Origin of the sequence: Pseudomaricurvus alkylphenolicus (genome assembly GCF_011683955.1) — a bacterium.
Classification (GTDB): domain Bacteria; phylum Pseudomonadota; class Gammaproteobacteria; order Pseudomonadales; family Cellvibrionaceae; genus Pseudomaricurvus; species Pseudomaricurvus alkylphenolicus.
Genome location: NZ_JAAQPI010000014.1, coordinates 86,425 through 103,777 on the forward strand (window position 1 = coordinate 86,425; position 17,353 = coordinate 103,777).

Below are 17,353 nucleotides of genomic sequence, written 5' to 3' on the forward strand. Positions count from 1 at the left end.
ATCGTGTATTTCACTACTTGGTATCGGAAAAATCTCATTAATCTCACACTCAGCCGCCAGTAATATGTTAATACGCTCTCAGAGCGTGGTGAGACATACATCGGACCGCGTACCGAGGGAGCCCAACTCAAGCAGGGCGACTGAGAACACAGCGGGCACATAAAAAGAGATAAGAGAAAAAATACATGAGAAAAGGTCAATTTCTAAAGCAGTCGCTCTTGGCTGCCGCGATCGCATCGGCGGCCCAAATGAACGCGCACAGTGACAGCGGCGGTGGTTTGGTCCTCGAGGAGGTAGTGATTACCGCGCAGAGGAAAGTCGAGAGTATCCAGGATGCCGCCATTGCCGTAGATGCGGTTTCTCAGGAAGAGCTGGTGCGCAATGGCATCACTGATGCCACCGGGTTGAACAAGATATCGCCGGCGCTGACGGTGTTGTCCGGAGGCGGTTCCAACAACATATTCTTTGTGCGGGGTGTCGGCAACTTTGCGGTTAATGCCTACACCGATTCTGCCCTGGCGTTTAATGTCGATGGTGTTTATATCGGCAGACCCACCGCCACCACGGCATCGTTTCTGGACGTGGAGCGGGTCGAAGTGCTCAAGGGCCCACAGGGAACACTGTATGGACGCAACGCTACCGCCGGAGCCATCAACGTGTTGCCGACGAAGCCGGAACTGGGGGAAACCAGCGGCAATCTGTCATTGGGTGTCGGTAACTATGGCAGCCTGGAAGTCACCGGGGCCATGACACTCGAGCTGAGCGACAAATGGGCCGCCAGACTGGCATTGAGCAAGGTGGAAAACAACGGCTACAATGATGACGACACCGCCGCAACAGACGATATGGCGTTAAGAGCCCAGCTGTTCGGTGAGCTGTCAGACAGTGTCGATGTGCGTTTTTCGTTGGACTACTCCACCACAGAGGGGACGGGCAATGCCCCGGATTTTCTCGGCACCTACGGTTTCAACTTTATTCCCTCGAACAACCCCAACAACATCTCCGGGTACAATTTTAATCCGGCTCCTGCAAGCGTTGCCGAAGCGCACACGGGTCCTGGAACACCCGAAGCGCAGGCCTACTACGCGTCGCTGAATACCACCCCGGCTTTCACATCCACAGCCCCGCAGCTGGACCCATTCGTGGACAATCGCTACTTGGGTTTGACCGCTGAACTGAATTTCGATCTCGGATTTGGTGAGCTTGTGGTGATTCCGGCCTATCGCGAAGCGGAAATCGATGCGGTATTCATTGTGCCCGGTTTTCAAGCGGCATTCAATCAGGAAGATCACCAACAGGTGAGCCTGGAAGCCAGGCTCAATGCCTCAACCGGGCCCGTAGATTGGATACTGGGTGCGTACTATTTTGATGAAACCGTTGAGGGTTTGGCCGCCTTTAATCAGCAAAGCTTGCAGTCAACGCAAACCATTGATGAATCCACAACCGAATCCCAAGCCCTATTCGCCCGCGGCACCTGGAATTTGTCGGATGAACTGCGTTTGGTTGCCGCGGTGCGTTGGACGGAAGATCAAAAGGCGTTTGACGGCGTTGCCAATACCATCCTCAACTTGTGTATACGTGAGCTGCCTCTTTTCCCTGGAGGCCCTGAAATTCCCAATTGCGCTGGTGCACCCATCGTACCTGCCGGAGCCACAGTAGGCGAAACTCTTGCGCAGATCGATCCAGCGGATCTTCCCGCTGGTGCACCAGGAATTGGTACCGGTCCTGTGCCCTATGGTGCCGTACCCCTGGTTCCAGGCATGCCAGAGCTTGGTTCTGCAAATTTATTGATGATTAATCCGACAGCCGTCGATCGATCTTTGAAAACCGACGAAGTGACCTATCGAGTGGCGCTGGAGTACGATATCACTCCTGATAACCTTGTGTATACGAGCTTCGAAACCGGCTATCGTTCCGGAGGATTCAGTTTGGCGCTTGGTCACGAATCCTTCGCGCCTGAATTTCTCGATGCCTTCACTATTGGATCAAAAAACCGATTTTGGGAGGACCGATTGCAGCTGAACGCGGAGTTGTTTGTCTGGGACTACACCGATCAGCAGGCCAGTCACTTTGGTGTGGACAGTAGCGGGAACAACGCTTTTTTCACCGAAAATATCGGCAAGTCCACGATCAAGGGGCTTGAGGTGGATGTTTTGTTTGCGGCGACGGAGTCAACCCGGGTCAGGGCGAACCTTCAGTATCTTGACAATGAAATCAAGGAGTTTGCATATACGCAGTTGACACCGGATATTGGCGTGCAGGTAGTAACGGGTTGTGACACCGTGCTTAACCAGGAGGTCGCCAATGGCGCAACATGGAACGTGGACTGCTCTGGCAAGGAGGGTCGAAACTCACCGCAACTTTCGGTAAATGTCGGTATTGATCAGGCCTTTCAGTTCGGAGACCTTGATGCGCTGCTGAGCCTGGATATGCGTTACCGGGATGAACGCTGGGTAGGATTCGATTATACGCCGATGCAGCGCGAAGACGCGGTAACCACCCTTGATGCTTCGTTTGAGCTGGGGGCGGGCGATGGCAGTTGGTCCGTCCTGGCGTATGTCCGCAACCTTACTGACGAAGAAGTGAAGTCTATGACCCAAGTGCTCGGAACGGTTAGCAACCTGGTTTCGACGGTATACGAACCCCCCCGCACCTATGGGCTTAGACTGAACTATACGTTTTAATTTGCAAATGAGAAGCCGTCGAATGCCGTATACCCATGACCGATCTATTCAATAGTGACCACATTGATACGGCTCTGACGGCTTCGACCACTTCTTTTCGGCTTATGCACGAAGCCCTGTGGGATTTCCAGATAAATCCTTACGATGTCTATCAGGACGCCGGTCTAGGGTCTGATTTTCTTGATGATCCGGAGCGGCGCGTGTCCATCGAAGCATTCAGGGCTTATTGGGCCGCTATCGAGAGTCGATCTCAAAACCCCAATATTGGCCTGTTGTTGGCCGAACATGCGCACATCAGTCCCATCAATGCTCCGATGATGCTGTTGCAGGCCAGCAATACCTTTGGTGAAGGGCTGCAGCGCTTTATACGCTTTCGTCAGATCATGGACCCACTCTATGAATCGACTCTGGTGCAGGAGGGCGACACGGCAATCTTCTGTTTCGACCTTCAGCACACCATGTTTCGCCAACGTATGGAATGCCTGTGTGTGTTTTTCTGCCGTTTTTTCCAAATGGCAACGGACGATCTGTGGCAGCCCAGGCGTATTTGTTTTCAACACCCCGCGCCAGACTCGCTGCAGGAGCACGAACGCATTCTGCGTTGTCCCATTGAATTCAACAGGGATCACTACAGCATTTACTTTGATGCCGGGCTGCTGCAGCACACACTCTTCACCCGCAGCCCGGGTTTTTGTGCATACAATGAAAAGTTTGCTGCCACGCTATTGGAAAACGTGGCAACGACTGGCCTGGTGGCCAGTGTCAGACGTACGTTGGCGTCGATCCTGGAGTTTGGCGACATATCCCTGGATAAAGTGGCGGAGGTACTGAATCAGGAGCCCAATGTACTGCAGGCGCGTTTACGAGACATAGGTTGCCCTTTTAACGAAGTGCTTGATAGCGTTCGTAAAGAGATCGCCACGCGCATGGTGATCGACACCAATGATTCTTTTCAAGACATCGCCTATGTGACGGGCTACTCTGCACTGCCGAATTTTTACCGGGCTTTTAAACGCTGGCATGGCATGACGCCCGTGGCTTACCGGCAAGAGGCTAGCGGCCAGCATTGCTGATTGACAGATTGTATCTGGTCCTGGGGGCTGGAGCCCCGCACTTCCACACCACCACGGCCGCCAGCAAGAAGGCACTGGAGAAACTGGCGTACAGCAGGGCCGCCGACACGGACAAGTCCAGCATCAATCCGGCCAGTATCGGCGAGCAAATGGCACCGATTCTGCCAATGCCGATTGCCCATCCCAGTCCGGTCGCACGTATGGCCGGGCTGTAGATTGATGTGCCCAGGGCATACATACCCGCGATGCAGCCATTGGCCACAATTCCGATCAACGTCGCGACGCCGAGCGCCAGCATCAGATTTGATGCCGTAAATCCGAATATGACCAGCAGAGATGATGTCAGAACCATGAAGGCTGACAGCAAATAGTGCAATTGATAACGCGAAGACAGGGTCCCCACCAGCGCAGTACCCAGGATGCCGCCAAGGCTCAGCAGCGCGCCCCCAGTAACGCCCAGTTCTGTGGAGAGGCCGAACTCTACCAGCAGCCTGGGAGTCCAGCTCATAATAAAGTAAAAGCCAAACATAACCAGGAAAAAACTTGCCCACAGGCGTAGTGTCTGCCACATTAATCCGGGTGCTAAAAGTTGGCCAATTGAGTGGTGCAAGGCTTGTTTTCCGCTCTGTTGCTGCGCCGGTAGCGCCTCTATCGGTTGTTGGCCGATAGAATCTGCGAGCTTGTTTATCCGTCGCAGGGCATTTCTCGGTTGGCGGGCCAACAGGAAATCGATCGATTCCGGCAAGCGCCACAGGATCAGCGGCAGCGTTGCCAGCGTGGCGACTCCCCCGGACAGGAACACCCAGCGCCAGCCGAGATGCGCGAGTATCTGTGCGGCTGCCAAACCTCCGATCGTTGCGCCGAGGGCGTATCCTGTGGATTGCAGGCTGACGGCGAGGCCTCGCCATCGCTTGTTGGCGTATTCGGCTGCAATCACATTGCTGCTGGCCAGAATGCCGCCAATGCCAAGACCGGTAATGATCCTGAGCGCGCCTAGTTGCAACGGTCCCTGCGCATAGGCGGAAAGTAACATGCCCAGTCCGGCAGTTGACACGCAGGTCAGTATCAAGGGACGGCGACCAAACTGGTCGGCCCAAGGGGCAACAAATAGCGCTCCTGCAGCCATGCCGAAGAGACCGGCACTTAATAACAGGCCGGTTTCAGCGCCACTCAGATTCCATTCCTCTGCAACTGATGTTGCAGTAAATGCCATCACCAAAACATCAAAACCATCCAGCATATTTAGGATGACACAGATTCCAATGGCGATTTTTTGAAACCGGCTTAGCCTGCCATTATCAATGGCAGCACGGATATCATTATTCATTGTCGTGTTATTTCGATCCAGGGTTAAATGATGAAGTGGGCAACCGCAGAAGGACCGAATCCCGATAAAGTTCGGACCTTCTGTGATTACACGCTATGAGAGGGGGGGTCAGAAGGAATAATTCAGGGTCAGTCCTGAGGTTCTTGGAGGCAGCAGTGTGCGTGTGGTCACGCGCCCGCTAGCCAGAGCGTAGTTTCCGCCCTCTACCAGTTCGTCTCCCAGATTGCGACCCCATGCCAACAGACTCCAGCTTTCATCGGCGGAGGTGTACTTCAGCGTCAGGTCGTAAAGTGTATAGTGGTCCTGGTTAAGGAGTAGGTTGTTGAATTCGCTGAAATAGTGTTTGTCTTTGAACGAGACATCCAATCCAAGTGTGAATTGTCCGCCGCCGTTTAGTGGGATGTCATATTCTGCGTGCAGATTCCAGGCCAAATCCGGCGATTGACGAGCGGAGTTGCCCTTGATATCCACCAGCACCTCTCCGCCAACGTTCTCTACGTTGGTGGGGTCTACCGTCAAGAAACTGCCGAACTCCGTGTCCATGATCGAAACAGAGGCGTTCATGCGAAGGCGCTCCGTGGCGGCCCAGAACGCCTCCAGTTCAAGGCCTTGTGCTTTCTGTGTAGTGGCGTTTTCGAATACGGTGGTAAAACCGGTGGGACCACCAACCAATGTACGGTCAAGCTGAATATCGTCCACTTCATAGCGGTAGAGGGCGGCGTTGATGACAAGACTGCCATCGGCCAGTGTTGTTTTGAGCCCGAGTTCATGGTTGATGATGCTCTCCGGCTCGATAATGTTGGCGGCGTTTGCACCCAGTTGTCCAGTACCGGCCTTGAAACCTTCCGAATACGTGTAGTAGACCAGTGTATCGGCGTTTGCATGCCACTCCAGACCCGCCTCATTCGTGTAATCGCTGAAGCGGCCCTTGTCCTGGAATAGCGGCAGGTTCGCGTCCATAACCGATAGACGCGTAGGTCCAGCCCAGATGACGTTGTCGTTTAGTATTTGTCGTTCGTCGTGCGTATAGCGCCCGCCCAACTTCAAGCTGAGTTGTTCACTGAGATCATAGGAGGCATTCCAGAAAACGGCCCAGGACTCTACCTCGCCTTCCCCCGTAAGATTGACCCGCTTTTCGGCTTGCCCATTGTAGGGGTTCACATAGAGACCGCCCTCAGCAACGCCACCCACGTTATTTTCGTGGTAGAGTTCTTCCTTAAAGTAATACAAACCAGCAATTGCTCTGAGACTTTCGCCAGAGAACGAAAGTTGCAGTTCCTCACTGATTTGCTCAGACTCGAAGACAAATTCCTGGATGGTACTGTTGATCACCGCGGAAGCATCGAGGTCCTGAATGTTGAGCATGTCCGTGTGGCGGGCATTCAATATGTTTTTCAGGTCCCAATTCTCAGCGAGTGCCCAATCCAGGGTGAGGCTCAGTGACGCTGTGGTGCGGTCATTCACCGGGTCAACATCAGAGGCGTAGTTTCGGGCGCCGCCGGCAAAACCGCCAATACCGTTGGCAACAGCGTTGGTTGGTAAATCGTCTCCGAGGAAGGTCTCGCGTTTGTACAGGAAGGCGTTGGAGGCATCATTCTCCCGTCCATATTCCGCTGCGACATAAAGATCAACGTCCTCTGATACTTGAATGGCCAACTGCGCGCGTAGTGCTTGTCTGTCACTGTCTGATATATCACTTCCTGTGACTTCGTTTTTCCCATAGCCTCCGCGTTGAGTGCTGTGCAGCGATATCCGGCCTTGCACCTGGTCGGTTATCGCGCCCCCAACCGCAGCTTCTGTCTGCACCAGGTCATAGTTGCCTAGAGTAAGTTTCAAATCGCCCGTCAACTCTTCCGTGGGTTTTTTGGCAATCAGGTTGATGGTGCCGCCGGTGGCGTTGCGACCATAAAGGGAGCCCTGGGGGCCACGCAGAACTTCCGCGCGCTCCAGATCAAAAAAGGAAAAAAGTTGCGCTCCGGGCTGGGAGATCACTGCTCCATCCACATACATGGTAACGGACGGGTCAACGTTGGCGAACACGGTGTTCAGGCCCAATCCCCTCATGAACAAATTGGCATAGCCAAAGGTGGTACCAATGGTAACGCTGGGGGCGAAGTTTTGCAGAGCTTTAATGTCACTGACACCGGCATCGCTGAGTCGGTCAGAGGTTAGTGCAGTAACGGCTGTGGATACGTCTTGCAAGCTTTGTTCCCGTTTTTGGGCAGTTACGGTAATTTCTTCAATGGCAACTGCGCTGGCTTGCTGCATGCCCAGTGCGGTGATAAACATGGCCGACAGTGTAGTGATGGGGGTGTATCTCATGGAATTGTCCTTGTGATGGTGTGACTGGCAATGATTATCGCTTTTTGTACCAGTCGTTATTGTTATTCACCGGCGATCCTTTGGCTTCTTTCGGAGCGGCGGTGGATCAACGATACCTTGTTCGCTCGCACGATGAGTTATCACTGGGGAAGGGCCTGATGATAAAAAGTGTATGGTGAACGAAATTCAGGAGTTATCCGCATAGATTTTTTGACGGATAACATCTACTGGTTGCGAATGCGTTAACCTGTATTCAGGGATTATCGATGACAGATCCCTCAACAGTGAATAATCAATAAATACAGCGAGAACCATTATGCCAATCGTAACCTTCCTGAATAGCGACGGGAGTGCCCACAACGTAGATGCCCCGGCGGGTAGCAGCCTGATGGAGGCAGCCGTCGACAATCTGATACCGGGGATTCTGGCCGAATGTGGCGGGGCTTGTGCATGCGCAACCTGTCATTGTTACGTCGATGAGCAGTGGCTTGGCAAAGTGGCCGTGGCCGGGGAAGAGGAGAATCAACTGCTGTCGGCCGTACTGGATCAGCGCAGCAATAGTCGACTCAGCTGCCAGATCAACCTCTCTGAGGAGTTGGACGGCCTGGTCGTCCACCTGCCCGAGTCTCAATACTGAATTCCAACAAAAGGATAATACCCATGCAAACTGAGGCCCATTATCAAGGAGCGCCAATACTGGACGTGGACCCGTTCTCCACAGAGTTCCTGACCGATCCATACCCATTCCATGAGCAACTGCGTGAGGCAGGTCCTGTGGTCTGGATTCCAAAGTACAAAGTGTGGGCAATGGCCCGCTATGAGGAAGTACGCCATGTGCTCGACGACTGGGAAACCTTTTGTTCCAGTGCTGGAGGTGGGCTGAGCAATTTCAATCAGGAGAAGCCCTGGCGCCCACCAAGCATCATTCTGGAGGCGGATCCTCCCATGCACAACAGAACCAGGGGCGTATTGGCTCCATTGTTGAATCGGGCGGCACTGAACAAGTTGCGTGAGGGTTTTGATGAAAAGGCGAAGCTTCTGGTCGACAGCGCCCTTGCCCGGCAAGAGGTTGATGGGGTCAAAGATATTGCCGAAGTATTTCCCCTACAGGTATTTCCCGATGCGGTAGGGCTGCAGAAAGAGGGGCGTGAGAATCTATTGCCCTATGCCAACATGGCGTTCAATGCCTTTGGGCCTCGAAACGAACTGTTTGAAGAGGCGTTCAAAGAGGCCGAAAAGGTGACTGACTGGATCATGAACCAATGCCGCCGCGAAGCGCTCAGTGAGGATGGGTTTGGGGCGCAAATCTATGCCGCCGCCGATGCCGGCGAGATCAGCGAACAGGAGGCCGGAATGTTGGTACGCTCACTGTTGACCGCTGGTCTGGATACGACCATGTACGGTATTACCAGTGCCTTGTACAGTTTTGCGAGTTTTCCCGAACAGTGGTCCCTAATTCGTGAGAATCCTGCACTGCTGCGCCCCGCATTTGAAGAGGTTGTACGGTTCCAGTCTCCGGTGCAGACTTTCTTTCGCACCACTACCTGCAAAACCCAAGTGGCGGGTGTGCCGATCGATGCCGATCAAAAAGTGCTACTGTTTCTCGGTGCCGCTAATCGTGATCCGCGTCGCTGGGAGGCACCGGATACGTTCGATGTGCGCAGGCGTGCGGTCGGCCACGTTGGGTTTGGTCATGGCATTCACGTCTGTGTCGGGCAGATGGTGGCGAGACTGGAGGCGGAGTCTGTGTTGACAGAGCTGGTAAAGCGTGTGGAACGGATTGAACTCAATGGTGAACCGGTCCGGCGCTTGAACAATACCTTGCGCGGTCTTTCAAGTCTGCCTCTGAAACTGTATGCAGCCGATTAGCCCGATTTTATCGTCTTGAGTACGCACGATAGATGCCATTGCCTTTCAGGATGACGGTCAATGGCATCCATTGAAAATAGACTCACTGATTGGAATCAAGTAGCCACCATGTCACAGCCGTTGTTGAAGAAGAAACAAAAAAGGGTTCTTTCGGCTTTTTACATGTCAATAGTGATGCCTTGCATTATGTCCCTCGTTATCAGTATCTATAACGTTGGTTTGACCGAAGATATCGTCGGTATTTGGGCCAATGCATGGATAATCGCCTCTTGCGTTGCTTTTCCTGCGACCTACCTTGTGACACCGTTCGTTCACAAGCTGGTTATGGCTACATTGAAGCTACATCAACGGCTGAAACCAGAATCCGACGTTCGAACTTAACGTCATCGGCTCCGCTGAGAGATTACCCGCTTACCAATTTTCAACGAGCTGACAAAAACAGATGTAGTTCTATGGGAATTTCATGATTTTGTGGGGGATGGTGAATTGCCTGACCAAAAACAGCGACTGACACAACAAGAGTCAATGTTGCTTTTGTCAGCGGCGTGTTGCATTGAAGAAACTTCCCTTCTCGATTTCACGATGTCCAGTGTTGCCAGAAAATCCGAAATGTCGATGGGGACAGTGTACAAGCATTTTTATAGTAAAGAGGACCTTATTGTTGCCTTGTGCACCTTGTCAATTGAGCACCGCGTTCAAGTGCTCGAGAAACTGTTCTCTATGTTTATGAACACACCGCAAAAGCTGGCAGCTTGCTGCCTTCTGAATACAGATAAAATGAAACGGTATCCTTTTTCTGGAGAGTTGGAAGTGCTGTCCGCCAGCGAGTCTCTACTGGCTCGTGTGTCGGAATTAAGACGTGACAGGCTAGAGAAAGCGAATGCTTGTCATGATGATTTGGTTGTCCACCTGCTGGAAGCCGCAATCAATAATGGAGAGCTGATTCTGGACGACGGCATTGAACGTCGTTTGAATCACTTGTTCTTTTTGATCCTTGGATATCTGAAAGTTGGCAACGAATCGAAAAAGATAGTTGAATGTAGATTAAATGATAGAGGCCATTTGGCAATACCTGAACGGTCGAACTCGAGCTCTTGTCTTGATACATTCTATCACATGCAAATTAATGCCTGCCACTGGAGAAGTCCTCTGGACGAAGAAGGGGTTGTTATCGTAACGGACATTCTCAGAGAGCTAAACTTGGACTAAACGCGAGCATCATTTAACCTCAGCATTTTTGACACCCTGTACAGTAGTAGTCGTCAAACGCTGTTAATCTTCAATTGATCAGTCTCCCCAATATATTATATTCCGGTTTTCCCTTGTTGCCATTGAGCCTTCACTTGAACATCCCTCCGTTAGTAGAAGCATAGTGGTCGGGTTTGTGATGTTTTCCTGCTCAATACTGAAGTCGACAAAAAAGGCCTCCCTAAGGAGGCCAGGCAAAGTGCCTTACTGAGAGTTGATTCAATAGTTGTAGGTAAATTCCACTCCGTAGATGCGCCCCTTGCTCAAGGGTGAAAAGGTTCCGCCGAGAGGGAAGGGGCCAATGGCTTTGGGCAGTTGAGTATCGCCACCGTGTTTGACTTCATCGAGCAGGTTCTTTCCATAGAGACCAATCACCCAGGATTCATCGTGAGTGTGAAAATCAATTCCGAGGTCGAGTATCTTCTGCTCCCCTATCCAGCCCAGGTTGTTGTCGGTGTAGGCCGATTCATCGCGATAAGCGTAGTTGATACGGGAACTTACGTAACCCCAATCACCCAGCTGTTGATCGTGATTCAAACCCAGGCTCCAGGTAAGCTCGGCCGCGCGGGGAATATCCAGGGCTTCGTCCTGCGAATTGACCAGACTGTCACCATTGAGGTCGTATTTGACCGCTGTGTATTCAGAATCCGTCCACCCCAGAGAGGCGGTAAGCAACAGGTTGTCTGTCAGCGCGTAGGTGGTGTCCACCTCAATGCCCATCAGCTCGGCATCGGCGGTATTGCGAATGATCTGTACCACCCCGGAGGCGGCGTCAGCCTCGTTGACCTCCCGCTGCATATCGCCTATGTCGGTGTAAAAAATCGCGGCGTTGACACGGCCGCGCTCACCCAATGACCATTTCAGGCCCAGTTCAAAGCTGTCCACGGTTTCTTCGTCGAAGGGGCCCGGGCCATTGGCGGGATCACCGGCGGTATTGCGCAGATTGTAGCCACCGGAACGGAATCCGCGAGTCCAGTGTCCATACACGCGCGCGTCATGGTCCACCAGCTCGTAGTTGAACCCGAGTTTGGGTGACAGGCTGCTCCAGTCTTCGCTGTCGCTGAAGTCGACCGGACAACTGTTCTGGTCGATACGGCAGGGGGCATTGACGTTGGCGGACAGGGAAGCGATGCGGGCCGATTTTCGCTCACGGGTATAACGCAAGCCGGCGGAGAGACTCAATTGTTCACTCATATCGTAGTCCACGGCAACAAACACGCCCCGAGACTTTACGTCGTAATCACCGCCTCCGTCCTGGGTAATGGCCGGCGAGCCGTCCGGTGTCACAGCGCCCAGCAGCAGCCGACGCTCGTGATAGGCCATGTCATTGTTGAAGTAGTAGAGCCCGGTGGTCAGCGTGATACGTTCGTCAAAGATGCCGGTATAGCGCAACTCATTGCTGAACTGCGATGCCTGCAGCCAGGCCTCAGAGTGAAAGATGGAGCGAGGCGTAGCATCGATGTCGCCCTGGGAGCGAGAGTCGTAATCACGCCAGCCGGCAATGTTGGTGATGGTTCCGTCGCCGAAGCCAACGTCCCAGTCAAGACGGGCGCTGAACAGGTTGGTCTGGGTATCGAGCAGGCCCTCCTCATTGATGGTCAGATCATGGCTGTCGCGATCCTGATTGCCCCACAGGGTGCTGACGCCGCTGCCGTTGGTGTGATTTTGAGCCGCCGGGCCATCACTCTCGCTTTCCTGATACTCGTAGCGCAGGGTCAACTGGGCGTCATCGCTGATGTCCCACTGGATCACCGGGCGCACCATCATGGTATCCACCTTGCCAAAGGCGTCGCCATTGAAGCCGTTTTCGAACCAGCCATCGTCCTGATTGGTGTAGACCGAGAGCTTGGCCCCCAGGCGTTCGCTTAGGGGACCGCTGACGCTGGCCATCAGGTACTTGTTCAGAGCCTCGCCGCCACCTTCCACGGTAGCACGCACACTGGCCTCAAATTCGTCTCCCGGCAGCTTGGTGTTGAGCAGTACCGCCCCACCGGTGACATTCCGGCCAAACAGGATCCCCTGTGGACCGCGTAACACCTCGATGCTGTCGAGGTCGAACATGTCAAAAATAATGCCGTTGTTGAGCCCCATATAGACGCCGTCCACAAACACACCAACGGTGGGGTCGATGGAGGGAATGGAGCTGTTGACCCCGAGACCACGGATGGAGAAGTTGGCGGTACCCCGGGTGGTACCCACATCGTCCAGAGCGACATTGGGCATGCCAACAGAGAGGCTGGTCAGATCTCTGACTTTCAGGGCCTGTAACTGATCGGCATTGAAAGCGTTGATCGCGAGCGGGGTTTCCTGGGCGCCTTCCAGACGCTTGCGGGCGGTGACGATGACCTCCTCGAGCAAGGAGGAGGCACCCTGCCCAAAGCGGGTGTCTTGTTCAGGGGTATCAGCGTGTGCCGAGACCTGGGCGGTACCCAGGCTCAGGCCCAATAGCAGATTACCGAGCGGGTGCTTGGGGAATCGGTGGAATGCGCTGGCGCGATGGCAGATGTTTTTCATGGATACTCTCTTTGTGCTCGTTATTGGTGTTGTTAACGGTATTTGCCATTCATTGGCAGGATCTATGGTAGGTAGATGACCTCGTTGGTCGTTATTCCGTAAAGGCCATAGTTTTTACCCCAAACGGCCGAAACCCTCTCTGCCCTTGGTTTTGGCTATAAGGAATAGGGGTTTAATTAATAAGGGTAATTACCTATACTGTGTAAGGTGTCTGCATTGACAAAAAAACGGATAAACAATCGGTGTAAACGACTATGTCCGAGCCCACGGTAATTGGCAGTTGGTTGACGCTGTTTTCCTCCGCAATGGAAAGCTATGGCGTGGACAGTAAGACATTTCTGGCCGACCGAGGCATCAATTTTGAACGCTCGTCGGATCCTTCCCAGCGGATCTCGATCATTACCATGGGGCATCTTTGGGAGGACGCGGTGGCAATTACCGGCGATTCCACCTTTGGTCTCAAGGCGGGAACCTTTGTAACTCCGAATACCCTGAGTGCGCTGGGCATGGCCATGTGGAGTGCCTGTAGCATTCGTGAGCAGCTGCAGTGCTTTGTTCGCTATCTTCGGGTGATGGCAAAAGCCAGTCATATGGAGCTGCAGCAGGAGGGCGATTGCCTGGTTTCCATTACCCGGCTATTCCCGGGTGACAACGGCAAGAGCCTGTTGTCGGAATATTCGCAGGACGCGATCTGTTCGGTGATGCACACTCTCAGGCGCCAGGTTTACCGGCAAGACTTTTGTCCGCAGCGCATGGAGCTGTCACGCAGCAGGCCGGAAAAACCCGAGGTCTACGAGCAGTTCTTTGGCTGCCCGGTGAGTTATGGTCACCCCGAAATCCGCATTTATATTCCCCTGCAGGACGCCGATGCGACGATTCCCGGCAGCAGTCCGCAGTTGGCTCGTTCCCTGGAGCGTCTGCTCAATGAACAGGCGCAACGGGTGGGAGGCGACGACGACCTGCTCGGGCAGCTGCGCCAGACCATTGCCATGTTGCTCCCCCAGGGAACGGCATCGCTGGAAGAGGTGGCCCAACAGATGCATGTCAGCAAACGCACCCTGTACCGGAAACTCGAAGAGCGCGGCACCAGTTTTCGGCAGTTGGTGGAGGACTATCGGCGAGAGCAGGCGTTTTGCCACATGGCCGAAGAAGACCTTACCCTCGGCGACATCAGTTTCCTGCTGGGCTTTTCCAGCAGCAGCAATTTTACCCGTGCCTTCAAGCGTTGGACCGGTAAGTCACCCCTGCAGTATCGTCAGGAACGCGAGTTGGCAGAGATAGCCAAAAAAGCTGGCCATTGAGGAATAACGTTTTCAGTTTTATCGATCTCCAAAACCTCGCCATTCTGCAAGAACTTGTCAAACTGGATCTTGGCTTGACCGATCTCCGCTGGGGCTGATCAGCGTCTTGAAGTCAACACCCTCCGCCCCCTCTACCTTGAACTTGGGCAAGTCAAATCCAGTTTGCGTCTCTCCGCAAAGTCGAAAAAATCATGATAGCGCTTTTCTGAACAATACTTCACCGCCAATCGGATCGCGATTCTTATGGAATATTTATCTTCAGCACCCAACAGCTTTTCCGATAGCTCCAGCATCTGATTCAGAACCGATTCCTCCCGGTCATATTGCGCCGTCACATGGTAAAGCGCGTATAACTGAATCAGTCTGTCCAATATCTTGAACTGGTCGTTATTCTTCGACCGTTCCACCTCAATGTATTCAATCACCAATGGAATAACAGCTTCATATTGCTCGCCATCCATCAGCATTTGATGGTAAATATCCCGTGTTCTTTCGGTACTGAAGTGATCGATGCCGAGCACGGATTGGCTCAAGTGGTAAGTCTGCGCAATATCTGCAATGTGTTCAGCGGCATTGCCGCTGCGATAGTAGGCAATCGCCTGCCTGACCCTGATGGAAATACATCCAGGATCTCTTTTTGATCTTAGCGCTTCACAAGTCATTTGCGCTGATTGGCCCAATGAAATCACCCGCTGCCAACGTCCCTTTTGGGCTGCCTTCTCCATCTTGAGTGACAGCCTGTGAAGCTTCTTATCTTGGCTGTTATCAGCCATGGTCGAGGTGGAAAGCCCGTAAATAAGCATGGCAACAAGGCATATGGGTGTTTTAGGTAGCACCGTGATTCCAAAACAACACTGCGATGATAAAAGCATAAGCTAAGGGCTCGTACAGTCCAACCGGCGGTACGGGTCATAAATGGCCATCATTGAGGCCTGTTTCAGAAATTTAATGATAGATTGTAGGGTTTTCGCCTTGGAAAGGGTCAATGCTGGATCGCCGAGAAGCCGGCGACAAGACAATTGCTCCAAGTGTGGTCATGTGGTGGAGCTACAATTACAAGTGGACATAAAACCAGGATCTCGACCGAATGTCGACCCGAAGTGCAAGCGGTGTAAAGGTGCCTAGTCTTAAAGATGTAGAACCAAAGTGTTCGTCCAGTTCCAAGCAGGGATTGGCTGATCTGGGGCGTCTCTATTTTGAGCTCCGTTCATCCCTGCTGCGGTATGCCTCGCGTTATTTCAAGCGATCCCAGGAGGCGGAAGATGTCGTGCAGGATGTATTCGTCAATGTCATCGAAGCCCAGCGCGAGCGTGAAATCCATGCCCCCAAGGCCTATCTCTATCGAGCAACCAGAAATCTGTCGCTGAAGAAGTTGGGTAAACAGTCCTACAAACTCACCGATTTAATGACGGAGATCCTTCCGGATGCAGAAATTACGGAAACACGAACCCTGGAGGAGGAGTTTCAATCACACCAGAATTTCGAGCTCTTCTGTCGAGCGGTTGGCGACTTGCCGCCAAAATGTCAGCGTGCGTTTGTGCTATGTCGAATCTACGGTTACAGCTACAGGGAAATCGCCGAAGAGATGAACATTGGTCTAAAGGCGGTTGAGGGACATTTGGCTCGCGCAACACGGCGGTGCATGGATTTTATGGATGAGCAAGATGGACGTGGAAGTTCGCAGAAACGGGGAAAGAGACATGGTTAAAGTGGCGGAATTCCCAAATGTCGACCAAATAAAGGACGAAGCGGCTCTGTGGGTCGTCAGGATACGAGGAAGCGTCGAAAACTCGACATTGAAAATGTCAACCGAGGAGTCCCTCCGTCTGAAAGAGTGGTTGTCGCAGAGTGAGCTGCATCGACAATACTTTCGTAGAGCACTGGCCCTGTGGGATTCCATGGGGGTGTTGGAACAGATCGCGGATCTCCTGCCGTTGGAAGATTCTAATGGGGCTGGCCAGGAAACTGATGAGGTGGCGCCTGTCCGCCATCACTGGTTTCCCAGTTGGACCGGTCCTGATTGGCGTCAACTGTTTGGTCCCGGGAGTTTTTCCCGGGCTCATATTGTAGGTTTGACCGGGGCGTCGTCATCGGTATGCGCCTTGATCTGGCTGGTGATAGCCCTCTGGCTGCCCCAAACGGTATACCGAACCGGTATTGGTGAGCAGGAAGTTGTCACCCTGTCCGATGGCACTTCGGTAGCAATGAATACCAATAGCCAGTTGGTGGTTGAATACTCGGATAGCCAGCGATTGATCAGTCTGGTTAAGGGAGAAGCAACGTTTGATGTTGCCAGCAACAGCGAAAGACCATTCCTTGTGCATGCAGGGCAGGGTGTGGTCTGGGCGGTCGGCACATCCTTTAACGTAAAGTATGACCAGAGTTTTGTCGATGTGATCGTTACTGAGGGTACCGTAAAGGTGTTCTCAGGAATCAGTGCCGCTGGGCGCTCACTGGAATTTGACCCAGGTAATGCCGGGCCATCGAACTTAATCTCGAATGATCCCGCTGCAGACACCGTTATCGAGCCAACGACAACGACATTGGAGGCTGGCGAGCAAGCGAAGTATGCTGATGTCATTCTTTCCAAAGACTCTATTGAGGACGATGGCCTCAGTCGAAGACTGTCGTGGCACCAGGGGGCGCTGATTTTTGAAGGTGAGACCTTGCGCGAAGTCATTGATGAAGTATCTAGATATACGGATCGTCGACTTATCATCGTTGGATCCAATGTGGGTGATATCCGAGTTGGCGGAAGGTTTCAAATAAACGATATTGACGCACTTGTAAATTCCCTGTCCAAGAGTTTGAATGTCAGAGCGGTTTATTCTGAAAACGGAAGCATTCTGATTTCCGAAAAAAACAACAAAGCAAAGTAGGGTTTTTGATGTGTGACGGGTCTTACTGCTATGCGCTCGCAAAACTCCAATTGAAGATCCTGGGATGTGCTAGCGCATGCTGTTTCGATGGAAGCTTTTTCCGTGTGAATTCATTGCAGTTGATGATGTTGATGTG

The 17,353-nt window shown here is 52.8% G+C and carries 13 protein-coding genes; 9 read left to right on the forward strand and 4 right to left on the reverse strand.

Translation table 11 applies throughout. The features are described from left to right. Positions 1–185 precede the first annotated feature (185 nt). The gene (locus HBA55_RS27750) at positions 186–2,684 is read left to right on the forward strand and encodes a TonB-dependent receptor (RefSeq protein ID WP_166998218.1); all 2,499 of its coding nucleotides are present in this window, start codon (positions 186–188) and stop codon (positions 2,682–2,684) included. Between the two features lie 35 nt (positions 2,685–2,719). After that, positions 2,720–3,757, forward strand: coding sequence for an AraC family transcriptional regulator (locus HBA55_RS27755; protein ID WP_166998220.1), 1,038 nt, complete (start codon positions 2,720–2,722; stop codon positions 3,755–3,757). Here the strand turns inward: HBA55_RS27755 and HBA55_RS27760 are convergent. Both HBA55_RS27760 and HBA55_RS27765 read right to left on the reverse strand, forming a co-directional pair. After that, complete coding sequence (locus tag HBA55_RS27760) at positions 3,738–5,084, reverse strand: MFS transporter (RefSeq protein WP_166998222.1); 1,347 nt, start codon at positions 5,082–5,084, stop codon at positions 3,738–3,740. The two genes, HBA55_RS27755 and HBA55_RS27760, sit on opposite strands and share 20 nt — an antisense overlap. A gap of 108 nt (positions 5,085–5,192) precedes the next feature. After that, entirely contained in the window at positions 5,193–7,406 is a 2,214-nt protein-coding gene (locus HBA55_RS27765; RefSeq protein WP_166998227.1) for a TonB-dependent receptor, read from the reverse strand. A 316-nt stretch (positions 7,407–7,722) separates the two neighbouring features. On the opposite strand from HBA55_RS27765, the gene HBA55_RS27770 reads away from it, so the two are divergent. From HBA55_RS27770 to HBA55_RS27785, 4 genes are all read left to right on the forward strand, one after another. After that, positions 7,723–8,043 carry a 2Fe-2S iron-sulfur cluster-binding protein gene (locus tag HBA55_RS27770; protein WP_166998229.1) on the forward strand — a complete coding sequence of 107 codons (321 nt, stop codon included), beginning with the start codon at positions 7,723–7,725 and terminating at the stop codon, positions 8,041–8,043. Positions 8,044–8,066: 23 nt separating this feature from the next. After that, positions 8,067–9,275 (forward strand): cytochrome P450, encoded by a 1,209-nt coding sequence (locus HBA55_RS27775; protein ID WP_166998230.1) that lies wholly within the window; start codon positions 8,067–8,069, stop codon positions 9,273–9,275. A gap of 60 nt (positions 9,276–9,335) precedes the next feature. Next, positions 9,336–9,656, forward strand: a complete 321-nt coding sequence (locus tag HBA55_RS27780) for a DUF2798 domain-containing protein (RefSeq protein ID WP_206020009.1) — start codon at positions 9,336–9,338, stop codon at positions 9,654–9,656. Positions 9,657–9,746: 90 nt separating this feature from the next. Then, a complete protein-coding gene (locus tag HBA55_RS27785; protein ID WP_166998231.1) occupies positions 9,747–10,484 on the forward strand; it encodes a TetR family transcriptional regulator in 738 nt (245 codons plus the stop codon). A 258-nt stretch (positions 10,485–10,742) separates the two neighbouring features. Here the strand turns inward: HBA55_RS27785 and HBA55_RS27790 are convergent, their stop codons facing one another. Continuing rightward, positions 10,743–13,037 carry a TonB-dependent receptor gene (locus HBA55_RS27790; protein ID WP_166998232.1) on the reverse strand — a complete coding sequence of 765 codons (2,295 nt, stop codon included), beginning with the start codon at positions 13,035–13,037 and terminating at the stop codon, positions 10,743–10,745. Between the two features lie 254 nt (positions 13,038–13,291). Between HBA55_RS27790 and HBA55_RS27795 the strand changes: the two genes are divergently transcribed. Next, complete coding sequence (locus tag HBA55_RS27795) at positions 13,292–14,338, forward strand: AraC family transcriptional regulator (protein WP_166998233.1); 1,047 nt, start codon at positions 13,292–13,294, stop codon at positions 14,336–14,338. 131 nt (positions 14,339–14,469) lie between these two features. Here HBA55_RS27795 and HBA55_RS27800 read toward each other — a convergent pair whose 3' ends face one another. After that, positions 14,470–15,210 (reverse strand): hypothetical protein, encoded by a 741-nt coding sequence (locus HBA55_RS27800; RefSeq protein WP_166998234.1) that lies wholly within the window; start codon positions 15,208–15,210, stop codon positions 14,470–14,472. A 215-nt stretch (positions 15,211–15,425) separates the two neighbouring features. Here HBA55_RS27800 and HBA55_RS27805 point away from each other — a divergent pair, with 215 nt between their 5' ends. Continuing rightward, positions 15,426–16,046 carry an RNA polymerase sigma factor gene (locus tag HBA55_RS27805; protein ID WP_166998235.1) on the forward strand — a complete coding sequence of 207 codons (621 nt, stop codon included), beginning with the start codon at positions 15,426–15,428 and terminating at the stop codon, positions 16,044–16,046. Then, positions 15,994–17,217, forward strand: coding sequence for a FecR family protein (locus HBA55_RS27810; protein ID WP_166998236.1), 1,224 nt, complete (start codon positions 15,994–15,996; stop codon positions 17,215–17,217). Before HBA55_RS27805 ends, HBA55_RS27810 begins: the two co-directional genes overlap by 53 nt. Positions 17,218–17,353: the final 136 nt, after the last annotated feature.

Coding starts and splice junctions, on each gene's coding strand:
- HBA55_RS27750 (WP_166998218.1), top strand. CDS start 186: ATGAGAAAAGGTCAATTTCTAAAGCAGTCGCTCTTGGCTGCCGCGATC.
- HBA55_RS27755 (WP_166998220.1), top strand. CDS start 2,720: ATGACCGATCTATTCAATAGTGACCACATTGATACGGCTCTGACGGCT.
- HBA55_RS27760 (WP_166998222.1), bottom strand. CDS start 5,084: ATGAATAATGATATCCGTGCTGCCATTGATAATGGCAGGCTAAGCCGG.
- HBA55_RS27765 (WP_166998227.1), bottom strand. CDS start 7,406: ATGAGATACACCCCCATCACTACACTGTCGGCCATGTTTATCACCGCA.
- HBA55_RS27770 (WP_166998229.1), top strand. CDS start 7,723: ATGCCAATCGTAACCTTCCTGAATAGCGACGGGAGTGCCCACAACGTA.
- HBA55_RS27775 (WP_166998230.1), top strand. CDS start 8,067: ATGCAAACTGAGGCCCATTATCAAGGAGCGCCAATACTGGACGTGGAC.
- HBA55_RS27780 (WP_206020009.1), top strand. CDS start 9,336: ATGGCATCCATTGAAAATAGACTCACTGATTGGAATCAAGTAGCCACC.
- HBA55_RS27790 (WP_166998232.1), bottom strand. CDS start 13,037: ATGAAAAACATCTGCCATCGCGCCAGCGCATTCCACCGATTCCCCAAG.
- HBA55_RS27795 (WP_166998233.1), top strand. CDS start 13,292: ATGTCCGAGCCCACGGTAATTGGCAGTTGGTTGACGCTGTTTTCCTCC.
- HBA55_RS27800 (WP_166998234.1), bottom strand. CDS start 15,210: ATGCTTTTATCATCGCAGTGTTGTTTTGGAATCACGGTGCTACCTAAA.
- HBA55_RS27805 (WP_166998235.1), top strand. CDS start 15,426: ATGTCGACCCGAAGTGCAAGCGGTGTAAAGGTGCCTAGTCTTAAAGAT.
- HBA55_RS27810 (WP_166998236.1), top strand. CDS start 15,994: ATGAGCAAGATGGACGTGGAAGTTCGCAGAAACGGGGAAAGAGACATG.